General features: G+C 57.4%; 11 protein-coding genes. 6 read left to right on the top strand and 5 right to left on the bottom strand.

The window, feature by feature from the left end; all coding sequences use genetic code 11:
- From ACO07T_RS20995 to ACO07T_RS20980, 4 genes are all read right to left on the bottom strand, one after another.
- The gene (locus tag ACO07T_RS20995; protein ID WP_422051015.1) at window positions 1-1275 is read right to left on the bottom strand and encodes a TRAP transporter large permease; all 1275 of its coding nucleotides are present in this window, start codon (window positions 1273-1275) and stop codon (window positions 1-3) included.
- A complete protein-coding gene (locus ACO07T_RS20990) occupies window positions 1272-1769 on the bottom strand; it encodes a TRAP transporter small permease (protein WP_422051014.1) in 498 nt (165 codons plus the stop codon). The genes ACO07T_RS20995 and ACO07T_RS20990 overlap by 4 nt, the downstream gene beginning before the upstream one ends.
- A gap of 48 nt (window positions 1770-1817) precedes the next feature.
- Window positions 1818-2801 (bottom strand): TRAP transporter substrate-binding protein DctP, encoded by a 984-nt coding sequence (dctP, locus tag ACO07T_RS20985; RefSeq protein WP_422051013.1) that lies wholly within the window; start codon window positions 2799-2801, stop codon window positions 1818-1820.
- 361 nt (window positions 2802-3162) lie between these two features.
- Complete coding sequence (locus tag ACO07T_RS20980; protein WP_422051012.1) at window positions 3163-5058, bottom strand: methyl-accepting chemotaxis protein; 1896 nt, start codon at window positions 5056-5058, stop codon at window positions 3163-3165.
- Window positions 5059-5917: 859 nt separating this feature from the next.
- Here ACO07T_RS20980 and ACO07T_RS20975 point away from each other — a divergent pair.
- Together ACO07T_RS20975 and ACO07T_RS20970 are read left to right on the top strand one after the other, a co-directional pair.
- Window positions 5918-6955 carry an AraC family transcriptional regulator ligand-binding domain-containing protein gene (locus ACO07T_RS20975; RefSeq protein WP_422051011.1) on the top strand — a complete coding sequence of 346 codons (1038 nt, stop codon included), beginning with the start codon at window positions 5918-5920 and terminating at the stop codon, window positions 6953-6955.
- A 120-nt stretch (window positions 6956-7075) separates the two neighbouring features.
- Entirely contained in the window at window positions 7076-10321 is a 3246-nt protein-coding gene (locus ACO07T_RS20970; RefSeq protein ID WP_422051010.1) for a hypothetical protein, read from the top strand.
- Between the two features lie 6 nt (window positions 10322-10327).
- Here ACO07T_RS20970 and ACO07T_RS20965 read toward each other — a convergent pair whose 3' ends face one another.
- On the bottom strand, window positions 10328-11380 hold the full coding sequence (locus ACO07T_RS20965; RefSeq protein WP_422051009.1) for a LacI family DNA-binding transcriptional regulator: 1053 nt from the start codon (window positions 11378-11380) through the stop codon (window positions 10328-10330).
- Window positions 11381-11481: 101 nt separating this feature from the next.
- Here ACO07T_RS20965 and ACO07T_RS20960 point away from each other — a divergent pair, with 101 nt between their 5' ends.
- From ACO07T_RS20960 to ACO07T_RS20945, 4 genes are read left to right on the top strand one after another with little or no spacing between them, the layout of a single operon-like run.
- Complete coding sequence (locus ACO07T_RS20960) at window positions 11482-13809, top strand: DUF1989 domain-containing protein (protein WP_422051008.1); 2328 nt, start codon at window positions 11482-11484, stop codon at window positions 13807-13809.
- Window positions 13806-14861: a quaternary amine ABC transporter ATP-binding protein gene (locus ACO07T_RS20955; protein WP_422051007.1), complete on the top strand. Its 1056-nt coding sequence runs from the start codon at window positions 13806-13808 to the stop codon at window positions 14859-14861. Before ACO07T_RS20960 ends, ACO07T_RS20955 begins: the two co-directional genes overlap by 4 nt.
- The gene (locus ACO07T_RS20950) at window positions 14858-16660 is read left to right on the top strand and encodes an ABC transporter permease (RefSeq protein WP_422051006.1); all 1803 of its coding nucleotides are present in this window, start codon (window positions 14858-14860) and stop codon (window positions 16658-16660) included. Before ACO07T_RS20955 ends, ACO07T_RS20950 begins: the two co-directional genes overlap by 4 nt.
- Before the next feature lie 32 nt (window positions 16661-16692).
- A complete protein-coding gene (locus ACO07T_RS20945) occupies window positions 16693-17646 on the top strand; it encodes a glycine betaine ABC transporter substrate-binding protein (RefSeq protein WP_209065395.1) in 954 nt (317 codons plus the stop codon).
- The last annotated feature ends 49 nt before the right edge of the window (window positions 17647-17695 follow it).

The following is a 17695-nucleotide window of genomic DNA, read 5'->3' as shown; positions in this document are numbered from 1 at the left end:
TCACCATTTGAAAGGAATGTAGAGCGCCAGATCTGGCACGATGTAGAGAATTGCAACAGACAGCAGCATCAGCGCGAGGAACGGCCAGACGCCGCGCGCAACCTCCCCAAGCGAGACCCGCGCAACCGCTTGGATGACATAGAGGTTAAGGCCAACCGGTGGCGTGATCAGCGCACATTCGACCATGATCACCATGAAGATGCCAAACCAGATCGGGTCAAAACCGAGGCTCATCGCAGCAGGGAGCAGCACCGGCGTCATGATCAGGATCATCGACAGCGCTTCAAACACCAGCCCCATCACCAGCAAGACCACACAGACCAGCAAAATGAACACAAGCGGCCCGTCGATATTGGCGGCAATAAAGGCAGAAATATCCTGCGGGATACGGTAGAGTGCGATGGCTTTGCCAAACACCTTCGCCCCGGCCACGATCAGCAGGATAGCAGTGGTTGTGATGGCGCTTTCCCGAACCGCTTCCCAGAAGGTTGCCCAGGTGAGCGTGCGTAGCCAGAAGACTGTGATCAGGATTGCCGCAGCAAATCCAACGGCCGCCGCCTCGGTCGGGGTGAATGCGCCGGAGTAAAGCCCGAGAACGATCAGCAGGGCGAGGGCAAAGGAAGGCAGGGCGCGGACCGAGCTTTGCAAGCGCTGCGCCATGTCCGCTTTCTCAACCGGCGTGTAGGCGGGGGAAAGGCGGGCATAAAGCATGGCAAAAGCCACAAAAAGCGCAACCAGCAACAGGCCGGGGCCAATCCCGGCCAAAAACAGCGCGATGACGGATTCTTCGGCGACAAAGCCAAACACAATCATCGGGATGGACGGGGGGATCAGAATGCCGAGTGTGCCGCCCGCTGCAAGCAGCCCGTAGACAAAACGCTTGTCATAGCCACGGCTGACCATTTCCGGAATTGCGACAGTGCCGATGGTTGCTGCTGTGGCAACGGATGATCCGGAAATCGCTGCAAAGAGTCCGCAGCTTAAGATCGTGGCCACCGCAAGTCCGCCGGGCCAGTGACCCACCCAAGCTTGCACCGCGGCAAAGAGATCACGCCCGACACCGCCTTTCAGCAGCACGTTGGACATCAGGAGAAACAGCGGAACAGCCAGCAGGATAAAACCATCCAGCGTGGAAAGAACAGCCTGCGGCGCCATCAGTGGAGAGAAGCCACCCAGCATCAACATGCCAAGCCCAAGCCCTCCGAGCGCAAAGGCAACAGGCACACCGATGAGCAAGAGGGCAAACAGGCAGACGAGGATCAGAACAATGGTCATTCGTGGCTCGCTCCCAATGAGGCGACATGCTGAAAGCGCAAAGAGAGCAGCTCTACTACGGCCTGAGCCGTCAGCAAGCCAAAGCCGACAGGAACGGAAAGCTCCGCAATCCAGCTGGGCAGGTTCAGGAGTGATCCGGTGGTGCGGCCGCGCGCCCAACTGTCGTGAAATATGCCCCAGCCCCAGTAGGCGACGCAGGCGGAAAAGAGAATGAGCACCACCAAAGACAGCGCCACGCAAATGCGCTGGGCGGTAGGGGGCAGCAGCGCAGTGATCGCATTTACCGTGATATGACGACGGATGCTGAGCACCCATCCCAGCGAAAGCAAGCAGCCCCAGATCAGACAGAGCTGGCTGAGTTCTGCGGCCCAGATGGTGGGTTTGATAAAGAAATACCGCGCGATGACCTCATAGGTCAGCATCGCGCCCGTTGCGGCCATCAGGCACGCGCCAAGCAATCCGGCGAAGCGCGACAGAGTCGTAATGATATGCATGAAATCAGAAGCGGGCGGCCCTCATATAGCGCCGCCCGAACCCTTTTCTTAGTCGCTACCAGCGGCGTTGAGAACGGTTTGACCGGCCTCACCGGACGCCGCGAGATAGGCGTCATAAACAGGCTGTGCCACGGCTTTCCACTGCGCGAGCTCATCATCGGTCAATTCAACGATGTTCATGCCGTTTTCCTTTGCTGCGGCATAAGCCTCAGCCTCAATAGACGCCATCTTGTCGCGCACACTCGCCTGAGCGACCGCTGCGGCCTCGGTGATGTGACCGCGAATGTCGTCTGCTAGGCCGTTCCACCACTCATTGTTGACCACCACAACAAATTCGATGTCGGCATGGTTCGTGACAGTGATGGTGTCCATCACTTCCCAGAGTTTGCGGGATTTCACGCCGGATACGCCGGTCATGCCCACATCAACGGTGCCGCGCTGATAGGCAAGATATTGTTCTGAGCCGGAGATCAGTGTTGGCGCGCCGCCCGATGCTGTCACGAAGTCACCAAGGGTTTTGCCAAAAACGCGGACCTTCTTGCCTTCCATGTCTGCCGGGGTGCGGATTGCGCCACCGTTGGACAGCATGATCGCGCCGCCGTAGGCTTGCCAGTAAAGGACCTGCCCACCGGTCTTTTCGATCTCGGCTTCAATGGTCTCGCGCACCTCGGAGCCTTCAGCGACCGCCGCGCGTACCTTGTCTTCATTGTTCAGCAGGAACGGCATGTAGAAAACATCCACCACCGGCGCATCGCCCACATAGCGGGTCAAAGACGCGACGCCCGCTTCAATGGCACCCGAACCGACCGCCGCAGGCACCTCTTTGTCTTTATAAAGCGTTGCGCTGTCGTAGATTTCCACATCAATCGCACCGTCTGTGCGGGCCTCTACTTCCTTTTCGAAGAGAAGCAGGTTTTGGCCCAGATGGCTTTTGAGCGGAAGCTGAAGCGAAATCCGCATCTTTTCCTGAGCCACAACCGCAGAAGCCGTCAGGGCAACGCCAGCGGCGGCCCCCAAAATAAATTTGAACATAATTTCCTCCCAAAGAATGCCCGCAGCACCGCGCGCAATTCACTGAACAATGCAATCAAATTTCTGTGAGCTTGGCAAGAATAAAGCCCCGCAGGCGTGTGGAGCACCAATGGTCTTCGCCTCAACGCCTATGTGGAGTTTCAAAATTCACCGCACCTCACCGTCAGGATCGCGCATGATCCTGCGGAATTTGATCGTATAAGAGGTTATCGGGCGCTCGTTGAGCCGTCTATGGATCGGCTCTGTGGTCGAGTGGCGCTGGATCACAGGACCGAGCGCCACAGGTTTTGTTTGGAAAGGCGGAGAAACAGGGCAGTCAGCAGTCTTTTCCCGCTCGCTGCCCCGTCCCTAAAGCAAGGCGTTACGCCGCCATATCATCGCGCATATCTGTGCTGTTTTGCTGGCTGCCGATATCAAACGTCGCAACAGTGTCGCGCAGCTTGCTGGCATCCTTGGTCAGCGAGTTTGCTGTCTGCGAAGATTCATAGACCAGGCTCGCGTTTTGCTGCGTGTTGTGGTCAAGGTTGGAAAGGGACGCCGACACCTCAGACATCTGAACAGACTGCTCCTGTGTTCTGCCCGAGACCGCCGAAATCAATTCGTTGATGTTGTCCATCTCGGTTTTCACAGCCTTGATCAGTTCATCAACACGACCGGCCAGACCTTTGCCTTCCGATACGCGATCGTTGCTGGTTTTGCTCAGATCGCTGATCTTGGTTGCAGCATCCGAAGTATGCTGCGCAAGGCTCCTGACTTCGGTCGCAACCACCGCAAAACCGCTGCCAGATTGCCCCGCACGCGCCGCTTCCACACCGGCGTTCAGTGCCAAGAGGTTGGTTTGGAAGGCGATGCTGTCGATCAGGTCCGAGATCTGCAGGATTTCCACCGAAGACTCGGCAATGGATTTCATTGCGTCCATCACGCGGTCAAACTCTTCGGCCACATTGTTGGCGCTCTGGCCCGCTGTTTGCGCGGCTTCCCGCACCTTTTCCGCATTTTGCGAGGTTTGGCGGACAGAGTCGGTCAGCGATGTGGTCACCGCATTGGCTTCCTCCAGAGATGCCGCGTGGTCATTTGCAGCCCGTGAGACGCCATCCATCATTTTGGAGAGATAAGAGGCGCGATCATCAAGCGTATCCGCACCCATGCGGGCCTTTGACACGATCTGTTTCAACTCCGAACGTGCAGTTTCCGCATAGGACAGAAGCTCTGAATAGCGACCTTCGAGATCTGTCGAGACCGGTTCGGCCAGATTGCCTGTGGCGATCTTTTTCAGAATGGTAGAAATCTCGCTGAAGGCTTTGTCCAATTTGGTCATCAAGCCGTTGGTGGCATCCACGATGCCCTCACCGCCAGATACATTGGTCTGAATGCGGCCGGAGAAATCACCAAACTGCGCGCGCTCAGCAATCTCCTGAACCTCTGCGCTCAACATCTCATTGTTGCGTGCTGCTTCGATCGCAACATTCAAGCTGCGGGCAAGCTCGCCAAACTCATCCTGGCGCTTCGCACCGGGGACCTCATCAACGGCCTCACCCTTGAAGTGAGACTGCATGGTGCGTGTCAGCAGCCCAAGGGGGCGCAGCATACCAAGCATAACCATCAAACCCATCAGCAGCACCGCGGCGATGATCACAAAGACCGAGATTTTTGAAGCTTGTTCCGCAGACTTATACTCTTCGGTCAAAGCAGAAATCTGGCCTGAAATCCGCAGCTCTGGCGACGCAAGGAACTCGTCCAGCGGTGCCATGATGTCTGCTTTATACTGGTGATACTGTTTGGAGTGCATCAGGTCACGCGCGAGTGCAAAATCTGGCTTGGCGTTCACGGTATAGGCGCCGGTGCTATCCTGATAAATCCCTTTCACCGCATTCATCGCCCGGACTTCCAGCGCGACCAGCCCATCGGAATTTGCCTTGGCCTGCGCCAGAAGCTCGAACTCGGCGTCGGTGAAGCCCGCGTCTCTCATGAGGTCTTCAAGGGAGCGCGTAATACCGCTGCCTGCGGGCACTGGATGGCCCGCCGCCACAAAATCCCAATAGATGCGATGATAATCCGACGGTCGTTCTTTCTCCCCGTTCCGAATGGCGAGAATCTCCATATATTGCGCTTCGTAGGCTGGATCAGCGGTTACCACATAGGTCCGCGCGAGCCGTGTGAGGTCATCGCTGGACTGGCGCAATTCGTCTGCAAGAAGGTATGATGTATATTGCTGCTCATAGGCGTTGCGCAGCGCTTCGCCGGATTGGGTCCGCATGCTGCTGGTTGTATAGACGAAGAGCGCGCTCAGGAGGCCGATGGCGCTTAGAGCGATGCCTAAAATGCTAATTCGATTTCGAGCAAACATTTGATTCCCCGTTGGTACATGTTCAGGGACCGCTTTTGCATGGCGTTCGTTGATAACTAGATAATCAAAGGATGAAATTTTGAGCAGAAATGCCGTGTTTCTGGAGCTGTTTTGGCTGAATTTAGCGAATTTAAGGGGAAATTAGGGTTTATGTCTGTTGGCGGAAGATCTTGATAAATATGCGAAAAAATTCTTCCAGAGGTTGTTTTTGATGTCCGTGGTCAAACAGGCGGTGTTCTCAATCGGTGAACCCAATAATTTTGAGTGTCTGATGCGTCTACATGTCTGATCGTGTCGCCTGTCTAGAGCTTCAAGCTGAGACTTTGCTGAGAGTAGGAGTGCTCATGCAGCGTATCTAGATAGTCTGCCTCTACAGAACCACAACGCCGCAAAGGGATTCTCGGTTTTGCGAGCGTGAGCCCAATTGGGACAAGAGATCTACCACCGACGATCAAATCTGCTGACCGCAAGCGAGGGCGATTGGCACGCGGCATGTCGTAATAATTCAGAAGGCGCGAGAGACTTCAGAAAAGGTCTTCCGCGCTGTCCCTCTATAAGAAACCCACATTTCAACCATCTGTTGTGCGCTGCAGGTAACACGATCGCCGTTTTTTCAGCTTTCTACGTGTCCGGACCACCGAAAATTGGCAGCCTTCGCTGCAAAGTGATACGGAGATCCAAAGGCACATTGGATCCGTCCTTTCGGACGGCGCTCAACAAGACGGAAGGCAAATGCATTTTCTGAGCTCTGGTTACCGTACGGGGTGCCATGCCCGGTATTGAAAACCTTGATGTGGTGCCCAACCACTGGGTGCGATCCATTCTCGCGCTGCCACATCTTTCCGAGCACCGGCAGGAGGCGCTCGACGCCGCGGGGCTTTCTCGCAGCAGTCTGGAAGACATTGGCGGCCCAATCCCGCGCGGCTCTGAAACGGCGCTTCTGGATTTCTTTTCCGACCGTCTCAATAGCGCCTACGTTGGGGCTGAGATCGGGGTCGCGCTTGATCCGCGCAACAACTCGCTGCTGACATATATTCTGTTCAATTCACACACATTGCATGATGCGATCCACCATGTGCAGCGGTTCACGCCCATCACCCGGCCGCGCGCACGGATTGAGCTTCGGGAAACCAAAGACCATATCGATTTTATTGTCGACGGGGTTGGTCCGAACCTTCTGCTGAACCTCCACCTGATCGAATTCTCGCTTGGCGCCATGCTGGGGGCGCTGCGCACGGCCACCGACACGGAGGGGCTGGCTATACAGGTTGGTCTGGCCAATCCGCGTCGAAACGGCCGGCGGGAACTGGCAGAGATCTATGGATGCCCGGTCGAACTGGGCGCGGATCAGAACTATTTGCGCTTCCCTCTCTCAGTTATGGACACAGCCATTCGCGGGGCTGATGAACATCTGCTGGGGCATCTGACCAGCTACGGCGAAGTGCTGCTCAGCCGCAATACACGCCATCCCGCAACGCTGGCTGAAACCGTTGAACGGCATCTGTTGCATGGCATGGCATCCGGTCGCCCCAAGCTTGGCGATACGGCAGATGCGCTGGGGATGTCTGAGCGCACCCTCAATCGCCGCCTTCAGATGGAAGGCACCAGCTTTCGCGATCTGGTGTCCAACACGCAGATGAAACTGGCGCGTGCCTTCCTGAGTGACCCAAATCTGTCCTTGGCGGAAACTGCGCATCTTTGCGGGTTTTCGGATCAAAGCAGTTTTACGCAGGCCTATCGCCGCATGACCGGAAAAACGCCCAAAGCTGACAGAATATTGCTCATTAAAAGCAACGGGTTGCGATAATCCGCCGATGGCGAATTTCCTAAAAGGAATGGCCGTACATCAACATAAAATCTGTGTTTCAGTTGAGCCAAGCGACCACCACTCGCGGAACGACTAACTTGAAACAAGGGCAAACAATTGATGTCAAACGGCACTTTCTCCGAATTCCTATCGGCACTTCTGGCGTTTGAGTCGGGCTGGGATCGGGATCGGTATGAAACCGGCGTCATTCAGGATTGGCAATTGGACACTTGGGCCGGAGGTCCGGTTACGGATTTCTTCCCAGTTTACAACAGCTGGGGCGACCTGAGCGACAGTGAATGGGAGGCGATGGCCTATCGCTCAACCAATTCGCTTGGCTTTGTCGGGTTTCAATTTGGCGAAGCGCTTCTGATCGATCTGGGCTATTATGACGACGATCAGTTCTACGGCAACGGCGCCTCTACCAACACATGGGATGGAAGTTGGACGGGGAAAAACGGCGTGTCCTCTCTTGAAGAGTTCATGACCAAAGAGGCGCAGACCGTCGCCATTCAGGAGGCGTTTGGCCTCAACCTTCAAATCATCACCAACGGCTTGGAAAACGCGGGGCAGAGTCTCGATGATTTTCTCGGTCAGACCACGACCTATACGGATGGGAGCGGCAATACCGTCACGGTGGAGCTGACGTTGACAGGCATTCTGGCCGCGGCCCATCTGCGGGGCGCTTACGGCACGCTGAATCTGTTGCAAAACGGAGCTGTTTCCACAGACGAATATGGCACGTCGATCCTGCAATATATCGACCTATTTGGCGGTTATGAGGCGGCGTCAGTGGAAGATATGATTGCGTTTTTTGAGGATCGCAAAACCGGCGACGAAGGGCTGGGGACTCCTGGAGGAAGCACCGGCGGAACAGACGGCGGCAACTCCAGCGGGGAAACTGACAGCGGCTCCGGTGACGGCGGATCTGGAGCCTCAGGTACACCGGTTGGCAACGGCACTGCTGGCGTCGACAAAGACAGCGCAAATGTGGTGCTGACATGGACCTATGGGGTGGCCGCACAGGTCACGGATTTTGATCCGACCACAGATACAATCTTTGTGGATTGGATCTCCGCAAGCGATCTTGAAGTGACCGAAACCAACGGCTCTGTGGTATTTTCCGTGCCCTCCAATCAACAATCGCTTACGCTCGTTGGCGTCACATTGGCGGACTTGTCCGCAGCCAATTTCACCATTCTTGATAACTCGGCGGCGCAGGAAATCCTGAGCCTCATTGGGGATGATGACGACACGGGAGACAGCACCGATCCCGATACAGGCAGCGGTTCTGACACAGACAGTGGTGCCAGCGATGGGGGTGATACCGGAGGCGGCACCGACGACTCCGACACTGGCACCGGGGACAGCGGCAGCGGTGACGATGGAACGGATAGCGGGCAAGGCGAGGGCAATACGACTGAACCGACGCCGAGCGGATCAGCCGAGGACTTTGACAACCCGGCGATCACCAAGACAAACGCGGATGTCGTGATCACCTGGGCCTACGGCACGGCGCGTGTTGTGACGGATTTTGATCCTCAGAGCGATACCATCTTCATTGACTGGATCGGTGCGGATGCGCTTGAGATCACCGAAGAAAATGGCTCTGTTGTGATTGCGGTGCCGTCCAACGCGCAGTCTCTGAATTTGCAGGGTGTCACGCTGGATATGCTTATGACGAGCAATATTCACGCGCTTGATGCGACCGCGCGGGCGGAGCTTGCCACGATTGTCGGGCAAGGCGATGGGCACGACAGTGGCTCAGATACCGGGGATGGGGACACCAGCCACGGCAATGGCGGCCACGGAGATGACGGTCATGGAGGTGAGGGCGATGGAAGCGACGGGCATGGCGACGGCCATGATGGCGGCGCTGGGCACACCCATATGCATGTCACGATCAGCTATGACAGCCCCGCGCGCGTGATTGATGGCTTCCTGCCCAATATGGGGGATGTGATCGAAATCAGTGCGGATGTGACCGCCGCAGATTTTGAGATTTTTGAGGAATCCGGCGATGCACTGGGCCAGACCGTGCGGGTTGCGATCACCCAAAACGGCGTGACAACACAGACCATTCTGACCGGCATTGGGTTGGACGATCTCTCCATTGCCAATTTTTCAGCGGGCAATCAGGGTGTGCTTAACGAAATCGCCAGTGCCATCGGCACCCAGATTTCCACGCCAAATACGGGTGGTTACACACTCAGCTATGATGCCGACGGCTCTAATCCAGCAGAAGTCACGGGTAGCACAGATACGGGCGGACGGATCTTTCGGGCTGACAGCAACGCAGATGACATCGTCGGGTTTGATGCCTCCGTCGATCAGATCGATTTTGGCGGCACGTCGGTCCACGGCATGATCGTGACCAAATCTCTGTCGGGCGAAATTGTCATCGACAGCCCTTGGTCGGATGCCGCCCAGATTGTTCAGGGTGTCACCTATCAGGATGTCAGCATCGAGAGCTTCGGCATCGTCGGGAACGAGCATTTTCGGCAGGATATGGGCGGTGTGATTTCCTGGGAGCAGGGCATTGGCCCCCGCGAGGCGGACACAGTCTACATCCGTAGTCACGAATACGGCAGAGCAGAGGTGATCGACAACTTTGATCCCACCTCAATGAAAATCAGCTTCCTATACTTCGGCACCCGGGAACGTTTGAGCGTTGAGGATACCGAAGCGGGTTTGATGATCTCCTCTCTGCCGAGCGGGCAAAGCTTTACCTTCACGGGGGTGAGCAAGGCTGATCTGATCCCGGGCTTGGTCGAGTTCCACTTCGATCAGGTGATGGAGGACAATCTGGAAACGCCGTTTGGCTTTGATCAGAATGATGTCACGCTTGTCGATCGTACGGTTCTTCTGACGCCGGAGGCCCCTCTTGGGGCCACCACAGATGGCTATCAGACCCGCACGGGCGACTTGACGGGCAGCGCGGGTAATCCTGATGGTGCAGAAGGGGATGGCGGTGCAACCGAAACCGGCGGCAATCCTGATGACACTTCCGATGGCGCAGGGTCAGGCGTGGGGCCCAGCGGTGTGGTGACCCTTGGAGAAGGCGTCGATGTTGTTGACATTGATTGGAACTGGGGTGCGCGCACCACAATTGATGGCTTCAATCCCGATGAGGATATGTTTGATTTCAAATCTCTCAGCGGAGATCAGGTCGACATCAGCGAAGTGGACGGAAATTTGCAGATTGAAGTGCTCAACAATGGCGGGAACGTCACCACATTTACCGGCCTTCAGGCCGAACAGCTGAGCCTTGGTAACTTCACCGCAAGTCCAAATAATTCAATCCTTGATGAGGCTGGATTGTTGATGGCGCAGCTGAGCGAATATGGTTTTGACCCGTTGGGATAACCTGCCTCAAGAAGGGGCGGTGCGCTGCCCCTTCTTTCCATTTGGTCCGAGTTTGTTACCCACGGTTTCACGTTCGATAAGTCTCGACTGAACTTCTGTCGGCGCTGGCGGGCGTTGATCAACAACCCAATTTGCAATGCCTTCGGCCGCCTGCCTGCCCATTTGTTGCACCGGCAAATGCACCGTCGTCAGACGTGGATAGGTTTCCGCAGAGGCGGGCAAATCCTGAATACCCATGACTGATATATCTTTGGGCACAGATTTTCCGGCCCGGTGCAGAGCGTTCAGAGCGCCAAATGCGATGACATCTGACAGGCACAAAATGGCGTCATACTCATTTGGCTGGCTGAGCAATTCCCGCACAGCCTGTGCCCCTCCAGCGACCGAAAGCTCCGTTTCCAGCGCGTTGCGCAGCGTGCCGCCCTGCAGTTCCGCGATGGCGGCAAGGCGCGCTTGTGTGCGGTCATTGAAAGCTGTTGGGCCATGAACCACCGCGATGTTTTCATGCCCCGATGACCTGAGGTGCTGGTAGGCCAGCGCGGCTGCCTTGTGGTTGTCATATCCAATTGTGGGCAAACTATATTCCGGGTCAAAACAGGAAATCACCAAGGCTGGAACGTCTCGCCGCTCCAGCATGTCAAAGAGCGCCTTTGTGTGGGATTTGCCGGTGAGAACCAGCCCTTCCACCCCATTGTCCAAAAGCTCTTTTGCTTTGCGGGCTTCTTTCTCTGGGTCTTCATCTGTCGTCGCGACCACAAGCGAAAACCCCAGCTCCACAAGGCGGTTTTCCATCGCATTCAAGGTGATCGCAAAGATGTCGTTGTCCAGTGTGGGCACCAGCGCGCCAAGGATTTGAGTGCGGCCTGAATTGATGGCCCGCGCCGCGGCGCTGCGCACAAACCCAAGGTCGTCGATCACCCTTTGCACACGGGATCTGGTGGCTTCTTGCACCAGGTCTGGCGTGTTCAAAACGCGGGAGACCGTTGCCACCGAAACCCCTGCTTCGCGCGCGACGTCGCGCAGGTTGGCGCGTTTTTTGTGAGAAGGTGGGCGTGACATTCTGCGACAATAGGAGGGTTCTGTAACTGGTTACAGGAAAATCTTGACTCGTTGCGATTTTCGCCATGTAACTAGTTACATCAAATAAAAAGGAGAGTTGCGTGCAGCAAACGCCGGTTCTCAGAGAGTTTAGCAATATGGGGTTTGACGGCACCCGCCGCCGCTTCCCCGGCTTTCCCTCGCGTGCCCGGTTGCTGTCACAGGTGCTCTTTCCGCGAGAGGCCAGCCGGTTTGAGTTGAAGGCCGGTGACCTCCTGTCTTTTGAAACACCACTGAGCGCGCAACAGATCACCCTGCTGGTTTTGGATGCCCGAGGCCAGATTGCTCCCGGCGCTTTGGGCCTGTCTGCGAACGGGCGGCTGGATCTGGAGAGCTTTGACCACCGCGCGCTACTCGGCTGGAATGCCCGTCATGGCGGTGACGATCTTGATGGGGTCGTTGTCACTGAGGTCGAGGCAGACGGGCTGCTGGTGTTTGCGGCCAAGACAGATTGCACGGTTTGGGTGATCCGCGCCTTGCCGGTGGCGGCGCTGGTTTCCGGCGCACATGTTGGCCAGATCTTCGTCACACGTACCGCCGGCACCCCGAATATTGAGGACTTCCTCCCGACGCCATTGGGCGAGATACGGGATGAGTTCACGGTCAAGCGCGGCACAGCCATGGCCTATGAGCTGGCAGAAGGCGAGACCGTTCAGATCATCGATGTCGAAGGGCAGCAATGCTCCGATTTCACGGCGCTTCGGGTGGATGCGCTGGACCGGGGGCTGGAGCGCGACATCGACAGCACCGCAACCCGCACAATGGTGCGCGGCGCCTATCCGGGGCCGGGGCTGCTGGATAAGTTCTTTGACCGCGATCTGAACCCCATGATGCGCGTGCTGCAAGACACATGTGGCCGGCACGACGCCTTTGGCATGGCCTGCACCGCGCGCGGCTATGAGGAGCGCGGTTTTCCCGGCCATCTGAATTGTTCTGACAACATCTCCCACTCAGTTGCCCCCTACGGGGTTGGGGCGCGTGTGGCGTGGTCCGCGATCAATTTTTTCTGGAATACTTGGGTTGACCACCAGTCCCATCAGCTTCTGACCGAAGAAAGCCACTCTCGGGCTGGGGACTATGTGGCGCTTCAGGCCTTGCAGCCTTTGGTCTGTGCCTCAACGGCCTGTCCGGACGATCTTGATCCGATCAACGGCTGGAACCCCACCGACATACATGTGCGCATCTACAAAAAAGACGCACCGATCCGCCATGCCGTGGCATACCGCGAAAAGGAAGATGCGCCCATGTCGATCAGCCAGCAGAGCGCCTTTGCGCCGGAAACATCCAAGCTGACCAAGCATTTTGCCCCGGCGCGTGATCTTTGGGCGCCCGTCAGTTTTCCCGCCACCGGCACCATCGGAGAGTATTGGGCCTGTCGCGAGGCGGTCACAATTCAGGATATGTCCGGTCTCAGGAAATTTGACATCATCGGCCCGGATGCGGAGCGCTTGCTGCAACGCGCCACCACCCGTGATGTCTCCAGATTGGCGGTTTGGCGCGGCAGCTACACCTTGGTGTGTGATGAGGCAGGGCAGGTCATTGATGACGGCACGCTCTTCCGGCTGGGGCCTGAGCTGTTCCGCTGGTGCTGTGGCTCGGAAGAAAGTGGCCGACAGCTTGATGCGCTCGCCAAGCAAGAAGGCCTGCAAGTGCGTATCCATGCGTTGGGCAATGCTCTGCCCAATCTGGCCGTTCAGGGACCAAAATCGCGTGACCTCCTGCGAAAGCTGACCTTTACCCAAAGCACGGTTCCGGCTCTCGATGATCTCAACTGGTTTGGCGTCACCGTGGCACGGGTTCAGGATCGGGACGGCATCCCCTTCATGCTCTCACGCTCCGGCTACACCGGGGAGTTGGGCTACGAACTCTTTTGTGCGCGCGAAGACGCTGCCGCTCTCTGGCGGGCTGTTGTGACCGCGGGTGCGGAGTTTGGCATCACGCCCATGGGATCAGCGGCTTTGGAGCTTCTGCGTGTGGAGGCGGGGCTGGCGGCCGCACATGCTGAATTTGCGGCCGGTGTGGATGCCTTTGAAGCCGGGCTGGGCTTCGCCGTTAGCCTGAAGAAAGCTGGTTTTGTCGGACATGCCGCTCTGAGCCGGAACGCGCAAGCTCCGCGCAAGTTGCTGCGCGGGCTGTGGTTTGAAGGAGATGACGTGCCGGCACATGGCGCGCCAGTCTTCGCCGGAGAGCGTCCGGTGGGCCAGATCACCTCCGCTGTGCGCTCGCCGATGTTTGAGCGCGCCATCGCCATGGCGCGGCTCTCAGTGGAGTTTTCCGCGACCGACACGGCTTTGGAAGTGGGCCAGCTGGATGGCCATATGAAACGTCTCCCCACCAAGGTGTGTGACATCCCATTTTACGACCCGAAACGAGAGAAGGCCCGAGCATGAGCGATGCGGTTGTCGAAATAGACGGCGTCTGGAAAATTTTTGGTGCTCAGGCGGATGAGGCCATGGCCGCGATCCGGTCAGAAGGCATTGGCAAGGCCGAAGTGCTGGAACGCTTCGGCGCGGTTGTGGGCGTGAAAGACGCCAGCTTTCAGGTCGCTGAGGGAGAGATCTTCTGCCTGATGGGGCTGTCAGGCTCCGGCAAGTCCACACTTGTGCGCCACATCAACCGATTGATTGAACCCACCGCCGGTGCCGTGCGCATTCTGGGCGAAGACATTGGCAAAATGCGTCAGGACGCCCTGCGGGCAGTCAGGGGCACCAAGATCGGCATGGTGTTTCAGAACATGGCCCTGCTGCCGCACCGCTCTGTGCGCGACAATATCGGCTTCGCCCTCGAGCTGCGCGGCATGGATGCGTATCACCGCGCACAGCTCGCAGATCAGGCGCTCGAAACGGTGTCATTGCATGGCTATGGCGACAGGCTCCCCTCAGAGCTCTCCGGTGGGATGCAACAACGGGTGGGGCTTGCCCGGGCATTGGCTGCAGATCCTGAGATCCTGCTGATGGACGAGCCGTTTTCCGCGCTGGATCCGCTCATTCGGCGCAATTTGCAGGACGAGTTTCTGGGGCTGTCCGAAAACCTGAAAAAGACCACAGTCTTTATCACCCATGACCTCGATGAAGCGATCCGGATGGGGGATCGCATCGGCATCATGAAAGATGGCGAGATTGTTCAGATTGGCACCGCCGAAGACATCGTCACCGCTCCGGCTGATGACTACGTGGCGGATTTTGTCGCGGGCATTTCGCGCCTCAAGCTGGTGTCGGCGTCCAAAATCATGGTGCCGCCAGACGCCTATCAGGCCAAGCGAAAGCCGCTTGATCTGGCACTGGAGCATCCGGAGGCCCGGCCGGAGGATGATCTGGACACGCTTGTCGAGCTGAGCACGCACTCGGATTTGCCGGTCCTTATCAGGTCAGACGGCGCGCTGGTGGGCGTGGTCGACAAAAACACACTGTTGCACGGACTTCAGGGGAGTGCAGACCAATGAGCATGCAGGCGAGCACAGGGGCCGAACAGCGCAACATCGAGGACCGCGACGTCTCGATCGAGGCGTTCTGCGTCACCAAAGCGGACTACTACGCCCCGATCTTTGAGCGCCACCAACGCGGGCAACTGCCGCGCTGGCATATGAATATCTGGGGCGTGATTGCGCCTTGGCTCTGGGCCGCCTGGCGGGGTGTCTGGCTGATGTTCTGGGTGTCTCTGGCAATCGACATCATTGCCATTGTCTGTCTCATGCAGGTGATCAAGTTCGCGCCGCTTCTGGCAGAGGCACAACTCGATCCCAATGCCAATAAAACGCTCATTCCCCGCTACACCAACTGGATCAGCACCTACGGCACCATCGGGTGGATGCTCCTGATCTTGGGGCGTCTCTGGATGGGGAGCCAGGCGAACCGGTGGTATTACGACCAATACAACCGCTGGCGCATTGATCCCACTGTGGCCAGCGGCGCGACGCCAAAACGGTTGGGAATGGGATTGGCCATTATCCTGATCTGCAGCCCGATCACCACCTACCGCGCGACACAGCTGCGATTGGATGAACGGGCCTGTTTCAACCAGATCCGGGCCGCCGAAAGTGTCGAGAGCCTGATGGCGCAGTACCAGCTGCCCGACGTTGCCACGCTCAGCACAACGGTGCGTGCCGATGCCACTGCGGCGCAGGCGCTTTATGATCAGCTGGACGCGATTTCTGACCGCACCGCAGAGCAGAACACAGCCCGCAGCGCCGCCCGCCGCGATGCGCGTGACCTCGGTCGCAGCGCCGATCTGGTGGAAGAGTATGCGGCCATCACAACACGGGACCGGTTTGACTGCTTCTTTATTGATGATTTCCCAACACTGGCGCGCCTCGATCCACCGGAAGACGTGACCTACCGCCGTGTCACGGATGACGCGGGCAACACTGAGGTTGTCGCGCAAATCAAACCGCCAGTTGAAGGCCGCAAGGTCACGCTGTTCACCTATTCTGCGGAAAGCATCGACATCTCCATCAACTGGCTGCGCGCCTCCTTTGCCGGAGCCTTTGACGCGATGACCAATGTGCTGCGGCAATCGCTGATCCGGGTGGAAGTCGCCTTCATGCAGACGCCTTGGCCGGTTGTGGCCTTCCTGTTTTTGGTGCTGAGCTGGACCTTTACCGGCATGGGCACCACGGCTTTCGTGGCCTCGTCTCTGGCCTTTCTCGCGTTGTTTGAGCTGTGGCAGATTGCCATGCAAACCATGGCGCTTGTGGTTGTCTCGACCGCGGTCTGTGTCTTTGTCGGGCTGCCCATCGGCATATGGATGGCCAAAAACAAAATCGCGCGTTTCATCACCGAGCCCATTCTGGACGTGATGCAGACCATCCCGTCGCTCAGCTATCTGGTGCCGGCGGTGGCCTTCTTTGGCATCTCACAGCCGCCTGCGGTATTGGCCACGGTGGTCTTTGCGATGCCCCCCATGATCAAGCTGACAGCGCTTGGTATTCGGCAGGTGCCCGAAAGCACCAAAGAAGCTGCGCTTGCTTTTGGCGCATCAGAACGACAGCTCCTGCGCAAAGTGGAGCTGCCAATGGCGGTGCCTTCAATCATGGCCGGCCTTAATCAAACCATCATGCTGGCCCTCTCCATGGCCACCATATCCGCCTTCATCGGCGCCGAAGGCCTTGGCGCTATTGTGACGGCCGCGCTGGGCGATGCTCAGGCCGGCAAAGGCCTGCTTGCGGGGATCGCCATCGCGCTGGTTGCGATGATGATCGACCGCATCCTGCGCGGCATTCGAAACTCGTTCAGCCGTATCTGACCCAACCAAAAAACACACAGGGAGAACCACTCATGAAAACTCTTAAGACATCCGTTGCGCTGGCGGCCCTGCTCGGGGCGGCTGCGGGGGCCTCTGCTCAGGAGAAAGTCACCTTCTCAGATCTGAGCTGGAACGGGGCTCAGGCCATTGGCCATGTGCTCTCCACCATCATCGAAGACCAGATGGGCGGAGATGCGGAAATCGTTTCCGGTATGAACCAGGCCGCCGTTATCATGGCCGGTATGGACAAAGGCGATGGCTCCATTGACGTCTTTACCGACCTCTGGATGCCAAACCAGCAGGCGCTTTGGGACGAATATATCGATGGCAATCAGACCGTTGTGACCAACGCGCCTTATCAGGGCACGTCCAACATCTATGTGCCGTCCTACATGAGCGACACGGTCAAAAGCATTGAAGACCTCAAAAATCCCGAAGTGGCTGCCATGTTTGACACCGATGGCAACGGCAAAGGGGAATATTGGGCAGGTGACGTCACATGGGCCTCCACCAAGCGCTGGCAGATTAAGTTCAAATCCTACGGTCTGGATGGGTTGTGGGAGCCAAACATCGTGTCTGCCGACACGTTTAAGGCAGGTCTTGAAGCCGCTTATACAGCGGAGAAGCCGCAGCTTTTCTACTATTGGACACCAGAAGCCATCCACGTCAAATATGATCTGACAGCCGTGCAGGAGCCAGCCCGGACCGATGGCTGCGAGGATGTGGATCTCGATGCAGAGGACTGGCTCGAAGTGTCCGAATTCAACTGCGTGATTGCGTCCAACGACATCTACGTCGCCTACTCAAAATCACTGGAAGAGCGCAATCCGCCGGTCGCGCAAATGCTCTCCAACGTGCAGTTCACCGGAGATGAGATCAACGGCTGGATCGTTGAGATGTTTGAAAATAAACGTGATCCGCGCGAAGTGGCCGAAGACTGGATCGCAGACAATATGGACACGGTGAAATCCTGGATTGAGGGCTAAGTCCGACGTGTCTTCAAACGGAAACAGGCCGCATCAGATGCGGCCTGTT

The sequence above is a fragment of the Shimia sp. genome (assembly GCF_965227725.1).
GTDB lineage: Bacteria > Pseudomonadota > Alphaproteobacteria > Rhodobacterales > Rhodobacteraceae > Shimia.
The sequence above is the reverse complement of the archived record's forward strand: the minus strand, read 5'-3'. Positions and strand labels throughout refer to the sequence as shown.